Annotated in this window: 9 protein-coding genes; 7 read left to right on the top strand and 2 right to left on the bottom strand. The window is 60.8% G+C overall.

Translation table 11 applies throughout. The features are described 5' to 3' along the window. The first annotated feature begins 176 nt into the window (after positions 1-176). The 7 genes from CXF97_RS26185 to CXF97_RS26155 all read left to right on the top strand — a co-directional run bounded on the left by CXF97_RS26185 (position 177) and on the right by CXF97_RS26155 (position 12,087). Positions 177-2,228, top strand: a complete 2,052-nt coding sequence (locus tag CXF97_RS26185; protein WP_016773430.1) for a bifunctional diguanylate cyclase/phosphodiesterase — start codon at positions 177-179, stop codon at positions 2,226-2,228. Between the two features lie 218 nt (positions 2,229-2,446). Beyond that, complete coding sequence (locus tag CXF97_RS26180) at positions 2,447-3,799, top strand: imelysin family protein (RefSeq protein ID WP_101162208.1); 1,353 nt, start codon at positions 2,447-2,449, stop codon at positions 3,797-3,799. A 274-nt stretch (positions 3,800-4,073) separates the two neighbouring features. After that, positions 4,074-5,501: a di-heme oxidoredictase family protein gene (locus CXF97_RS26175; protein WP_101162206.1), complete on the top strand. Its 1,428-nt coding sequence runs from the start codon at positions 4,074-4,076 to the stop codon at positions 5,499-5,501. Positions 5,502-5,528: 27 nt separating this feature from the next. Then, positions 5,529-6,593: an imelysin family protein gene (locus CXF97_RS26170; RefSeq protein WP_056789978.1), complete on the top strand. Its 1,065-nt coding sequence runs from the start codon at positions 5,529-5,531 to the stop codon at positions 6,591-6,593. A 14-nt stretch (positions 6,594-6,607) separates the two neighbouring features. Then, complete coding sequence (locus CXF97_RS26165) at positions 6,608-7,708, top strand: DUF1513 domain-containing protein (RefSeq protein ID WP_101162204.1); 1,101 nt, start codon at positions 6,608-6,610, stop codon at positions 7,706-7,708. 190 nt (positions 7,709-7,898) lie between these two features. Beyond that, entirely contained in the window at positions 7,899-9,047 is a 1,149-nt protein-coding gene (locus CXF97_RS26160; RefSeq protein WP_101162202.1) for an efflux RND transporter periplasmic adaptor subunit, read from the top strand. A gap of 13 nt (positions 9,048-9,060) precedes the next feature. After that, entirely contained in the window at positions 9,061-12,087 is a 3,027-nt protein-coding gene (locus CXF97_RS26155) for a multidrug efflux RND transporter permease subunit (RefSeq protein WP_101162200.1), read from the top strand. A gap of 211 nt (positions 12,088-12,298) precedes the next feature. On the opposite strand, the gene CXF97_RS26150 is transcribed toward CXF97_RS26155, so the two are convergent. Next, positions 12,299-12,526, bottom strand: coding sequence for a hypothetical protein (locus tag CXF97_RS26150; protein ID WP_016773424.1), 228 nt, complete (start codon positions 12,524-12,526; stop codon positions 12,299-12,301). 2 nt (positions 12,527-12,528) lie between these two features. Next, positions 12,529-13,245: a lipopolysaccharide kinase InaA family protein gene (locus CXF97_RS26145; RefSeq protein WP_101162198.1), complete on the bottom strand. Its 717-nt coding sequence runs from the start codon at positions 13,243-13,245 to the stop codon at positions 12,529-12,531. Positions 13,246-13,247 lie beyond the last annotated feature (2 nt).

The following is a 13,247-nucleotide window of genomic DNA, read 5'->3' as shown; positions in this document are numbered from 1 at the left end:
CAAGTTGAGGGCGACTGCAACCGACACAGTAATTCAGAGCTATTACTCAAATGACCACATGGCGGCCAGGATACCGGCGAATTTTCCCGTGCCTGATTGTCCCTTTGACTGCCAACCCGGGATTGCCAATACTCATGGCAACTTGACGCTACCCGCACGGAACAAGGAATAACCCTTTGAAGCTGGAACTCAAGAACAGCTTGTCGGTGAAGTTGCTCCGGGTCGTGCTCCTGTCGGCATTGATCGTAGGCGTAGTCTTGAGCTGCGCGCAGATTGTCTTTGATGCCTACAAGACCCGCCAGGCCGTGGCCGGTGACGCCGAGCGCATCCTCGACATGTTTCGCGATCCGTCGACCCAGGCGGTTTACAGCCTGGACCGGGAAATGGGCATGCAGGTGATCGAAGGGTTGTTTCAGGACGACGCCGTGCGCCAGGCCTCGATCGGCCACCCCAACGAAGCCATGCTCGCGCAGAAATCCCGCGAACTGCAGCACTCCAACAGCCGTTGGCTGACCGACCTGATTCTCGGCCAGGAACGCACCTTCACCACGCAACTGGTCGGCCGTGGCCCTTACAGCGAGTATTACGGCGACCTGAGCATCACCCTCGACACCGCCACCTATGGCGAAGGGTTTATCGTCAGCTCAGTAATCATTTTCATTTCCGGGGTGTTACGCGCACTGGCGTTGGGCCTGGTGCTGTATCTGGTCTATCACTGGCTGCTGACCAAACCGCTGTCGCGAATCATTGAGCACCTCACCGAGATCAACCCCGATCGTCCCAGCGAGCACAAGATTCCGCAGATCAAGGGCCACGAAAAAAACGAACTGGGCCTGTGGATCAACACCGCCAACCAGTTGCTAGAGTCCATCGAACGCAACACTCACCTGCGCCACGAAGCGGAAAACAGCCTGCTGCGCATGGCCCAGTACGACTTCCTCACCGGTCTGCCGAACCGCCAGCAGTTGCAGCAGCAACTGGACAAGATTCTCGTCGATGCCGGCAAATTGCAGCGCCGCGTCGCCGTGTTGTGCGTCGGTCTCGATGACTTCAAAGGCATCAACGAACAATTCAGCTACCAGACCGGCGACCAGTTGCTGCTGGCGCTGGCCGATCGATTGCGCGCCCACAGCGGTCGTCTTGGCGCCCTCGCCCGTCTCGGCGGCGACCAGTTTGCACTGGTGCAGGCCGACATCGAACAACCCTACGAAGCAGCAGAACTGGCGCAGAGCATTCTCGATGACCTCGAGGCGCCCTTCGCCCTCGACGATCAGGAGATCCGCCTGCGCGCGACCATCGGCATCACCCTGTTTCCGGAGGACGGCGACAGCACCGAGAAGCTCTTGCAGAAAGCCGAGCAGACCATGACCCTGGCAAAGACCCGCTCGCGCAATCGCTATCAGTTCTACATCGCCAGCGTCGACAGCGAGATGCGCCGCCGTCGCGAGCTGGAAAAAGACCTGCGTGACGCACTGATCCGCGATCAGTTCTACCTCGTCTACCAGCCGCAGATCAGCTATCGCGATCACCGCGTGGTCGGCGTTGAAGCGCTGATTCGCTGGCAACATCCGGAACATGGTCTGGTGCCGCCGGACCTGTTCATTCCGCTGGCCGAACAGAACGGCACGATCATCGCCATTGGCGAATGGGTGCTTGATCAGGCCTGCAAGCAATTGCGCGAGTGGCACGATCAGGGTTTCGTCGATCTGCGCATGGCGGTCAATCTGTCGACCGTGCAACTGCACCACGCCGAGCTGCCGCGGGTGGTCAACAACCTGCTGCAGATGTACCGTCTGCCGCCGCGCAGTCTGGAACTGGAAGTCACCGAAACCGGCCTGATGGAAGACATCACCACCGCCGCCCAGCATCTGCTCAGCCTGCGCCGCTCCGGTGCGCTGATTGCAATTGACGACTTCGGCACCGGCTACTCATCCCTCAGTTATCTGAAAAGCCTGCCGCTGGACAAGATCAAGATCGACAAGAGCTTCGTCCAGGACCTGCTCGATGACGACGATGATGCGACCATCGTTCGCGCGATCATTCAACTGGGCAAGAGCCTGGGCATGCAGGTGATTGCCGAGGGCGTGGAAACCGCCGAGCAGGAAACCTACATCATTTCCGAGGGTTGCCACGAAGGTCAGGGCTACCACTACAGCAAACCGCTGCCGGCGCGGGAGCTGGGCATCTACCTCAAGCAGGCGCAACGCAGTAACGCGGCTATTCTTTAACGATCAAAAGATCGCAGCCTCAAAGATCAAAAGATCGAAGCCTCGTTGCACTCGTCAGCTCCTACAGTGCAACGAGGCTGCGATCTTTTGATCTTCATGTGCAAATAAGAAATATTTCCAGCCACGCCTTTACACATAATGCGAAAGATTTGCATTATGTCGCAGTTTTGCGCGCCCCCGGCGCCAGTCCACTCAACTACCGAAGCAGGATGTTCGCCATGATTCGTATGCCTCTGGCTACCGCCAGTCTGCTGGCCATCGCTATTTCCCTCGCCGGTTGCGGCGAAGGCAAGGACAAAGAAAAAGCCTCCGAGATGACCCCGGCTTCCAGCAGCGCTGCTCCAGCTCCTGCCGCTGCACCTGCGCCTGCTGCCGGTAAAGTTGACGATGCCGCCGCCAAGGCTGTGGTCGCGCACTACGCCGACATGGTCTTCGCCGTTTACAGCGATGCCGAATCCACCGCGAAAACACTGCAAACCGCCGTCGACGCATTTCTCGCCAAGCCGAATGCCGACACTCTGAAAGCCGCCAAGGCTGCCTGGGTCGCCGCGCGCGTGCCGTATCTGCAGAGCGAAGTGTTCCGCTTCGGCAATACCATCATCGACGACTGGGAAGGTCAGGTTAACGCCTGGCCGCTGGACGAAGGCCTGATCGACTACGTCGACAAATCCTACGAGCACGCACTGGGTAACCCGGGCGCCACCGCCAATATCATTGCCAACACCGAAGTCCAGGTCGGCGAAGACAAGGTCGACGTGAAAGAGATCACCCCGGAAAAACTTGCCAGCCTCAACGAGCTGGGCGGTTCCGAGGCCAACGTCGCCACCGGTTACCACGCGATCGAATTCCTGCTCTGGGGCCAGGATCTGAACGGCACCGGCCCAGGCGCTGGCAACCGTCCGGCCTCGGATTACCTGGAAGGCGCCGGCGCCACCGGTGGTCACAACGAGCGTCGTCGTGCCTACCTCAAAGCCGTGACTCAACTGCTGGTCAGCGACCTGGAAGAAATGGTCGGCAACTGGAAGCCGAACGTGGCCGACAACTATCGCGCGACGCTGGAAGCCGAGCCGGGTGAGTCGGGTCTGCGCAAAATGCTGTTCGGCATGGGCAGCCTGTCTCTCGGCGAACTGGCCGGCGAGCGCATGAAGGTTTCCCTGGAAGCCAACTCCCCTGAAGACGAGCAGGATTGCTTCAGCGACAACACCCACTACTCGCATTTCTACGATGCCAAAGGCGTGCGTAACGTTTATCTGGGCGAGTACACCCGCGTTGATGGCACCAAAATGACTGGCGCCAGCCTGTCGTCGCTGGTGGCCAAGGCCGATCCGGCCGCCGACACCGCGGTGAAAGCCGATCTGGCCGCGACCGAAGCGAAAATTCAGGTCATGGTCGATCACGCCAACAAGGGTGAGCACTACGACCAGTTGATCGCCGCCGGCAACACCGCTGGCAACCAGGTCGTTCGTGACGCCATCGCCGCACTGGTCAAGCAGACTGGCTCGATCGAAGCCGCTGCCGGCAAACTGGGCATCAGCGACCTGAACCCGGACAACGCCGATCACGAGTTCTGATCAGCGCGCGCGCTTTAAAAAAGGCGACCTTCGGGTCGCCTTTTTCATACCCCATGATCACAGTCCCCTGTAGGAGCTGCCGAAGGCTGCGATCTGTTGATCTTGATTTTTGAAGATCAGAATCAAAAGATCGCAGCCTTCGGCAGCTCCTACAGGGCGTTTGCATCGCTCTGCAGATTTGCGCTGTATCAAGCAAACGATAATTCCTCTTATTCAAACTCCCCCGCCCTGTTAGACTTTGCGCCTTTGTTTTCGCCCGTTTGCAGGATGTCTGATGCCGTCGTTGCCGCTTCGCTTGTCCGCACTGTTGCTGGCCCTGGGCCTGAGTGCCTGCGATGACGCCCCGCGTTTCACCGAAGCCGAGCCGGGGGAAGCACGTTCGGGTGGCGCGGCGACGGTGCGCAAGAGCGATCAGAATGCGTTTTCCCTGCCGTCGGCCAACCTGCCGCCGTCACGGCGGGTGGATTTCAGTGTCGGCAACAGCTTCTTTCGCAGCCCGTGGGTGATCGCGCCGTCGACTACCACCGCGCGCGACGGCCTCGGCCCGCTGTTCAATACCAACGCCTGCCAGAACTGCCACATCAAGGACGGTCGCGGTCATCCGCCGACATCTGATGCAACCAATGCGGTGTCGATGCTAGTGCGCCTGTCGATTCCCGATGCGCCGCCTTACGCCAGGGTTATCGAACAGCTCGGCGTGGTGCCGGAGCCCGTGTATGGCGGGCAGTTTCAGGACATGGCCGTCCCCGGCGTCGCCCCGGAAGGTAAAGTGCGCGTCGACTACACCCCGGTGCCCGTGCGTTTCAAGGACGGCACCGAGGTCGAATTGCGCAAGCCGACCCTGCAGATCACTCAACTCGGCTACGGCCCGATGCACCCGGACACGCGTTTTTCCGCGCGGGTGGCGCCGCCGATGATTGGTCTGGGCCTGCTCGAAGCGATCCCTGAAGAGGCGATCCTCGCCAACGCCGCCGTCCAGGCGAAAGCGAAAAACGGCATCAACGGCCGGCCGAACCGGGTGTGGGACGATGAGTTGCAGGAAACAGTGATTGGCCGTTTCGGCTGGAAAGCCGGGCAACCGAACCTCAATCAACAAAACGTTCACGCCTTTTCTGGTGATATGGGCCTGACCACCAGCCTGCGGCCGTTCGACGATTGCACCGAGGCGCAAAGCGCCTGCAAACAGGCGCCGAACGGTAATGGCCCGGACGGCGAGCCGGAAGTCAGCGACAACATTCTGCGGCTGGTGCTGTTCTACAGCCGCAATCTCGCAGTGCCGGCGCGCCGTGGCATTAACGATCCACAGGTGCTGGCCGGCAAGAATCTGTTTTTCCAGGCCGGTTGCCAGACGTGCCACACGCCGAAATACACCACCGCGGCCAATGCTGCCGAGCCTGAATTGGCCAATCAGGTGATCCGCCCTTACAGCGATCTGCTGTTGCATGACATGGGCGAAGGCCTGGCGGATAACCGCACCGAATTTCAGGCCTCCGGCCGCGACTGGCGCACGCCGCCGTTGTGGGGGATTGGTCTGACGCAGGCGGTCAGTGGCCACACGCAGTTTTTGCATGACGGCCGCGCCCGTAACCTGCTCGAAGCGGTGCTCTGGCATGGCGGCGAAGCGAGCGCTGCGCAGCAACAGGTTTTGTCTTTCAATGCCGAGCAGCGCGCTGCGTTGCTGGCGTTTCTGAACTCACTTTAAATACTGAAAAAGCATCGGGAGCCCGACATGTTCCGTCCAAAGTTACTGTTCACCAGCCTTGCCGCGCTCGCCCTCGGCGCCTGCTCGCCGCAGGATCCGCAAGCGGTCACTTCGGCGGCGATCGCCAAATCGGTGATCCTGCCGACCTACACTCGCTGGGTCGAAGCCGACCGGCAACTGGCGGTCAGCGCCCTCGCCTATTGCCAGGGCAAGGAAACCCTGGAAACTGCCCGTGCCGACTTCCTTCACGCGCAGAAAGCCTGGGCCGAGTTGCAGCCGCTGCTGATCGGTCCGCTGGCCGAGGGCAACCGTTCGTGGCAAGTGCAGTTCTGGCCGGACAAGAAAAACCTCGTCGGCCGTCAGGTCGAGCAACTGGTCGTCGCCCAGCCGCAGATCGATGCCGCCGCATTGGCCAAATCCAGCGTCGTGGTGCAAGGCCTGTCGGCTTACGAATACATCCTCTTCGACGCCAAGCCTGACGTCGCCAACGACGCGCAGAAAGCCAAGTACTGCCCGCTGCTGATCGCCATTGGCGAGCGCCAGAAGCAACTGGCCGAAGAGATCCTGCAGGGCTGGAACAACACCGATGGCATGCTCGCGCAGATGAGCAAATTCCCCAACCAGCGCTACGCCGACTCCCACGAAGCGATCGCCGATCTGCTGCGCGTACAAGTGACGGCACTCGATACCCTGAAGAAAAAGCTCGGCACGCCGATGGGCCGTCAGAGCAAAGGCGTGCCGCAGCCGTTCCAGGCGGATGCGTGGCGCAGCCAGTCGTCGCTGACGGCGCTGGAAGCCAGCCTTGCCGCAGCCAAAACCGTCTGGGAAGGCGTCGACAACAAGGGCCTTCGCGGTCTGTTGCCGGCCGAGCAGAAACCGCTGGCGGACAAGATCGACGCCGCTTATGCCGCCTCGCTGAAGCTGTTCGACAGCACTCAGCGTTCGCTCGGCGAAATGCTTGAAGACGACGCCGGTCGCCAGCAGCTCAACGATATCTATGACAGCCTCAACGTCGTCCATCGCCTGCATGAAGGCGAACTGGCCAAGGCGCTGGGCATCCAACTGGGCTTCAATGCCAACGACGGTGACTGATGAGGGCGAGTGCCATGCTGCGACGTCAGGTTCTGACTTTAGGTAGTGCACTGCTGGGAGCGGTGACGCTGGGCGGCTGGACGCTGTTCAAACGCAAGGATCAAAGCCCGCTGCTGTTGTCGGCGCGCGACGATACTGACGGCAAGCATTACGCGGTCGGTTATCGGCTCGACGGCACGCGGGTGTTCGCCACCCACGTCGGCCAGCGTTGCCACGACATCATCAATCATCCGACGCAGCCGCTGGCGCTGTTCGTTGCACGGCGTCCGGGTACCGAGAGTTACCTGATCGACCTGCGCGACGGCAAGCTACTGCAGACCGTGACCTCGCAGCCGAACCGGCACTTCTACGGCCACGCCGTGGTGCACAAGGACGGCGAATACCTGTACGCCACCGAGAACGACACCACCGATCCGGGTCGTGGCCTGCTCGGCGTGTACACGTTCGAGGGCGAGCGGCTGGTGCACGCGGGCGAGATTTCCACCCACGGTCTCGGCCCGCATCAGGTGTCGTGGATGCCCGACGGCGAGACGCTGGTCGTGGCCAACGGCGGGATTCGCACCGAAGCGGAAAGCCGCGTCGACATGAACCTCAACGCCATGGAGCCGAGCCTGGTGCTGATGCAGCGCGACGGCACGTTGCTGAGCAAGGAAACCCTCGCCCAGCAGATGAACAGCGTGCGTCACCTGGGCATCGCCAGCGACGGCACTATTGTCGCCGGCCAGCAATTCATGGGCCCCTCCCACGAGCGCTCGGAGCTGTTGGCGATCAAGCGACCCGGGCAAGCGTTCGTGGCGTTCCCCGTAGCGGAAGATCAGTTGCAGGCGATGGGGCACTACACCGCCAGCGTCGCGGTGCACAGTGATCTGCGGCTGGTCGCGTTGACGGCGCCGCGTGGCAACCGCTTCTTCATCTGGGATCTGGACAGCGGCGAACTGCGCCTCGATGCGCCTCTGCCGGATTGCGCTGGCGTTGGTGCGGTGAAGGATGGCTTTGTCGTGACCTCGGGTCAGGGCCGCTGCCGCTACTACGATTGTCGCCAGGAACAGCTGCTGGCCAAACCGCTGGAATTGCCGGCGGGGCTCTGGGACAACCATCTTCATCTGATGGCCTAGAGCCGTTGAAAAGATCGCAGCCTTCGGCAGCTCCTACTTTGGAATGCAATCCCCTGTAGGAGCTGCCGAAGGATCGAGCCGCGATCGGACGATCTTTTGCGTCACCCTGTAATAACTGCCAGTTGGAATCCCCCCGGTACTCGGAGTAATGTGCCCGCCTGTCTCATGATTTATCCAAGGAACTGGAAATATGCTGCGTCGCCGCATGCTGATCATGTTGGGTGTTGTTTTGCTGCTCGTGCTGGTGCTGGGCGGATACAAAGCCTTTTCGATCTACACGATGATCCAGGGCTTTTCCAAACCCAAGCCGCCGATCAGCGTCGCTGTGGCCACTGCCGGCGAGCAGCCGTGGCAGATGCGCCTGCCTACCGTCGGCACACTCAAGGCGCTGCAAGGCGTCGACTTGAGTCTGGAAGTCGCCGGCACCGTTACTGAACTCAAATTCGAATCCGGGCAGAAGGTCAAGGCCGGGCAGCCGTTGCTGCAACTCGATAGCGCTGTTGAAACCGCGTTGCTGGAAACCGCGAAGGCCGATCTTGGCCTGGCGCAGCTTGATTTCGGGCGTGGCGCGCAACTGGTCGACAGCCGAGCGATTTCCAAAGGCGAGTACGACCGCCTCTTTGCCGTGCTGCAAAAGAACAAGGCCACGGTCAATCAGCTCAATGCTTCGCTGGCGAAAAAGCGCATTCTCGCGCCGTTCAGCGGCACCATCGGTATCCGCCAGGTCGACGTCGGCGACTACCTCGCCAGCGGTACCAAAATCGCAACCTTGCAGGACTTGAGCAGCCTCTACGCTGACTTCTACGTGCCCGAACAAGCGGTGCCGAAACTCGCCATCGGCCAGCCCGTGCAGTTCACCGTTGCGGCTTATCCGGGGCAGAACTTTGCCGGCAAGATCAGCGCGATCAACCCGATCGTCGAAAGCACTACGCGCAATATTCTGGTACGCGCCACCTTGGCCAACCCCGACGGCAAGCTGTTGCCGGGCATGTTCGCCAGCCTTGAAGTGCTGCTGCCCGATCCGCAAAAGCACATCGTGGTACCGGAAAGCGCGATCACCTACACCCTGTACGGCAACTCGGTTTACGTGGTCGGGCAGAAAAAAGCCGAGGACGGCAGCCTCGCCAAGGATGACAACGGCCAACCGCTGCTCGTCGCCGAGCGTCGTTTCGTCGAGACCGGTGAACGCCGCGATGGCCTGGTGATGATCAACAAGGGCGTGCAGAGCGGCGAACAGGTGGTAACGGCGGGCCAGATCAAACTGGACAACGGTGCCCACATCGCCATCAGCGACGACAAGACCCTCGGCGAGCAGAACAGTCCGCCCCGCGCCGACTGATCAAGGAATTCCCATGGCTTTTACCGATCCGTTCATCCGCCGCCCGGTGCTCGCCACCGTGGTCAGCCTGCTGATTGTGCTGCTGGGCTTCCAGGCCTGGAGCAAGCTGCCGCTGCGCCAGTACCCGCAAATGGAAAACGCCTTGATCACGGTGACCACGGCGTACCCCGGGGCCAACGCCGAAACCATTCAGGGCTACATCACCCAGCCGATGCAGCAAAGCCTGGCCAGCGCCGAAGGCATCGATTACATGACCTCGGTCAGTCGGCAGAACTTCTCGGTGATTTCGGTTTACGCGCGCATCGGCGCCAACACCGACCGTTTGTTCACCGAACTGCTGGCCAAGGCCAACGAAGTGAAAAACAAGCTGCCGCAGGACGCTGAAGACCCGGTGCTGAGCAAGGAGTCCGCCGATGCTTCGGCGCTGATGTACATCAGCTTCTTCAGCAAGGACCTGAGCAACCCGCAAATCACCGATTACCTGTCGCGGGTCATCCAGCCAAAACTGGCGACGCTGCCGGGCATGGCCGAAGCGGAAATTCTCGGCAATCAGGTGTTCGCCATGCGCCTGTGGCTCGATCCGGTGAAACTCGCCGGCTTCGGCCTGAGCGCCGCCGACGTGACCGCTGCGGTGCGCCAGTACAACTTCCTTTCCGCCGCCGGCGAGGTCAAAGGCGAGTACACCGTCACCAGCATCAACGCCAATACTGAACTGAAGTCCGCCGAAGCCTTCGCGGCGATTCCGCTCAAGGTCGACGGCGACAGCCGCGTGCTGCTGCGCGATGTCGCGCGGGTGGAAATGGGCGCAGAAAACTACGACTCGATCAGCTCCTTCGGCGGCACGCCGTCGGTATACATCGGTATCAAGGCCACGCCGGGGGCGAACCCGCTGGACGTAATCAAGGAAGTGCGCAAGCTGATGCCGGAGCTGGAAGCGCAGCTGCCGCCGAACCTGAAAAGCGAAATCGCCTACGACGCCACGCTGTTCATTCAGGCCTCGATTGATGAGGTGGTGAAAACCCTGTTCGAAGCGGTACTGATCGTCATCGTTGTGGTGTTCCTGTTCCTCGGCGCGTTGCGTTCGGTGGTGATCCCTGTGGTGACCATCCCGCTGTCGATGATCGGCGTGATGTTCTTCATGCAGATGATGGGTTACTCGATGAACCTGCTGACGCTGCTGGCGATGGTGCTGGCCATCGGTCTGGTGGTGGACGACGCGATCGTCGTGGTGGAAAACATCCACCGCCACATCGAGGAAGGCAAGACACCGTTCGATGCAGCCCTGGAAGGCGCGCGCGAGATCGCCATGCCGGTGGTGTCGATGACCATCACCCTGGCGGCGGTGTATGCGCCGATCGGTTTCCTCACCGGGCTGACCGGGGCGTTGTTCAAGGAGTTTGCGCTGACCCTGGCGGGAGCGGTGGTGATTTCCGGCGTCGTCGCTCTGACGCTGTCGCCGATGATGTGCGCGTTTCTGCTGCGTCATGAAGAGAATCCCAGCGGACTGGCCCATCGTCTCGACCGGGTTTTCGACGGGCTCAAGCGCCGCTACCAAAGCATGCTGCACGGCACGCTCAATACCCGGCCGGTAGTGCTGGTGTTTGCGGTGATCGTGCTGTGCCTGATTCCGGTGTTTCTCAAGTTCACCAAGTCGGAACTGGCCCCGGATGAGGACCAGGGCATCATTTTCATGATGGCCAGTGCGCCGCAGCCGACCAACCTGGACTACCTGAGCACTTACACCGACGAGTTCATCACCATCTTCAAGGAGTTTCCCGAGTACTACTCATCGTTCCAGATCAACGGCTACAACGGCGTGCAGGCCGGTATCGGCGGTTTCCTGCTCAAACCGTGGAACGAGCGCAGCCGTACGCAGATGGAAATCCTCCCCGAAGTACAAAGCAAACTGGAGAGCATTCCCGGCCTGCAGATCTTCGGTTTCAACCTGCCTTCCCTGCCCGGCACCGGTGAAGGATTGCCCTTCGAATTCGTGGTCAATACCGCCAATGATTACGAGCTGCTGTTGCAAGTCGCCGAGCGGATCGAGAAACGCGCAATGGACTCGGGCAAGTTCGCCTTCGTCGACCTCGATCTGGCGTTCGACAAGCCGGAAGTCGTCGTGGATATCGACCGCGACAAGGCCGCGCAAATGGGCGTGACGATGCTCGACCTCGGCAGCACGCTGGCGACCTTGCTCGGCGAGGCGGAGATCAACCGTTTCACCATCGATGGCCGAAGCTACAAGGTCATCGCCCAGGTTGAACGGGCCTACCGCGACAACCCGGACTGGCTGAACAATTACTACGTGAAGAACACCCAAGGCGAACTGTTGCCGCTGTCGACGCTGATCAAAGTCAGCGACCGTGCGCGGCCGCGTCAGCTCAACCAGTTCCAGCAACTCAACGCGGCGAAGATTTCCGGTTTCCCGCTGGTGAGTATGGGCGAAGCCATCGATACCGTGCTGCAGATCGCCCGGGAAGAAGCGCCAGCCGGGTTTGCCTTCGACTACGGCGGCGCCTCGCGACAGTACGTGCAGGAAGGCAGCGCACTGTGGGTCACGTTTGCGCTGGCGCTGGCGATCATCTTTCTGGTGCTGGCCGCACAGTTCGAGAGCTTCCGCGATCCGCTGGTGATTCTGGTGACGGTGCCGCTGTCGATCTGCGGGGCGTTGATTCCACTGTTCCTCGGCTGGTCGAGCATGAACATTTATACCCAGGTCGGGCTGGTGACGCTGATCGGCCTGATCAGCAAGCACGGCATCCTGATCGTCGAATTCGCCAACCAGTTGCGCAAGGACAAGGGCCTGAGTGCGCGTGAAGCGGTGGAGGAAGCGGCGGCAATTCGCTTGCGCCCGGTGCTGATGACGACGGCGGCAATGGTGTTCGGCATGGTGCCGCTGATTCTGGCGACCGGTGCTGGCGCCGTGAGCCGCTTCGACATCGGCCTGGTGATTGCCACCGGGATGTCGATTGGCACGTTATTCACCTTGTTCGTGCTGCCATGTGTCTACACATTCATGGCGAAACCGGATGCCAAATAACACACATCGCCCCTTTGGGAGCGAGCTTGCTCGCGAATGCGGAGTGTCAATTGACGAAGATGTCGACTGATACGAAGCATTCGCGAGCAAGCCCGCTCCCACAGGGATGTTCGATCGTTCCGACGCGCTGCGTGGGAACGATCAAACCAGCAAGATTTCGGCAAAAAAAGGCCTCGCAACTGCGAGGCCTTTTACTTGGGCTTCAATCGTTTCAACTGGCTGGCCTCATTCCCTGAGACAGCCCGAACATGAACAACAGCAAATCGTGATCGGGCTGGGTCGCCACGGAAGCCTTGGCCACCCGTGGAACCGAACAATGAGCGTCGTTCCCGGACGCCCCTATGACCTGCATGCGCGGCTGCTCCCAGGCAGCCACCGCCAGTGAAGCAACTGCCAAGGCCCCGACCAGGAACAAACCTCGTGCAATTTCGAGTTTCATCGCTATAAACCTTTGATAGCGCTGCCAAACGCCGTCTCGTAAAAGTAGACGAGTTTTTTCCAGTCGGCATCGCGGAACGACGAATGGCGACGCAGTTGCTTCATGTCGTGCTGCGCCGCCCGATACGCGGTCAGGCGCTGACGGCACTTCTCCAGATCGATCAACGCCACTTCAACCTGCGCCGTTTCACCTTCGCCGCTGACCCGCACGAAAACGTGCTTGATGTAGATGCAGCTGTGCTGCCAGCGGCCCTTGTGCATGCGCGCCAGGTTTTGCGCCAGGTCTTTGAGGACTCGCTCATAAACCACGTCACCACATTGATCGCGACCACCAGCGGCGGCCAGCCAGTGCTCCAGTTCCTGGAAGCCGTCCAGCGACTTTGTCACCAGCAGTGCGCGCCACTTGTGCTGCGGATCGGGCTGGGCACCGCAGAAGACAATGTGCGGGACTCGCACACCGAGTTTGCTCACCCCGGTCAGCGCATCAAGTTCACGCAATACAGTCGGGCGACCGAAGGGGTGCAGCCAGCTGCGGTAGATATGCCCGGTCTGGCGCTTGGCGTACAGCAACTGACCGTCACGGTCGACGATGCGCTGCACCCCGCTTTCGCCACCACGACGCACATTGGGCTCTTCAACCCATTCGCCGCGCAGGTTCCAGTAATAATCGAAACGATCCTGGGGAGCGACGTCCGCTTCAACTGCTGCTTGCACTGCCATCT

The sequence above is a fragment of the Pseudomonas sp. Choline-02u-1 genome (assembly GCF_002836515.1).
GTDB lineage: Bacteria > Pseudomonadota > Gammaproteobacteria > Pseudomonadales > Pseudomonadaceae > Aquipseudomonas.
Note: the sequence above shows the minus strand (reverse complement) of the source record. Positions and strands in the feature narration are given on the sequence as shown.

Coding starts and splice junctions, on each gene's coding strand:
- CXF97_RS26180 (WP_101162208.1), top strand. CDS start 2,447: ATGATTCGTATGCCTCTGGCTACCGCCAGTCTGCTGGCCATCGCTATT.
- CXF97_RS26175 (WP_101162206.1), top strand. CDS start 4,074: ATGCCGTCGTTGCCGCTTCGCTTGTCCGCACTGTTGCTGGCCCTGGGC.
- CXF97_RS26170 (WP_056789978.1), top strand. CDS start 5,529: ATGTTCCGTCCAAAGTTACTGTTCACCAGCCTTGCCGCGCTCGCCCTC.
- CXF97_RS26165 (WP_101162204.1), top strand. CDS start 6,608: ATGCTGCGACGTCAGGTTCTGACTTTAGGTAGTGCACTGCTGGGAGCG.
- CXF97_RS26160 (WP_101162202.1), top strand. CDS start 7,899: ATGCTGCGTCGCCGCATGCTGATCATGTTGGGTGTTGTTTTGCTGCTC.
- CXF97_RS26155 (WP_101162200.1), top strand. CDS start 9,061: ATGGCTTTTACCGATCCGTTCATCCGCCGCCCGGTGCTCGCCACCGTG.
- CXF97_RS26150 (WP_016773424.1), bottom strand. CDS start 12,526: ATGAAACTCGAAATTGCACGAGGTTTGTTCCTGGTCGGGGCCTTGGCA.
- CXF97_RS26145 (WP_101162198.1), bottom strand. CDS start 13,245: ATGGCAGTGCAAGCAGCAGTTGAAGCGGACGTCGCTCCCCAGGATCGT.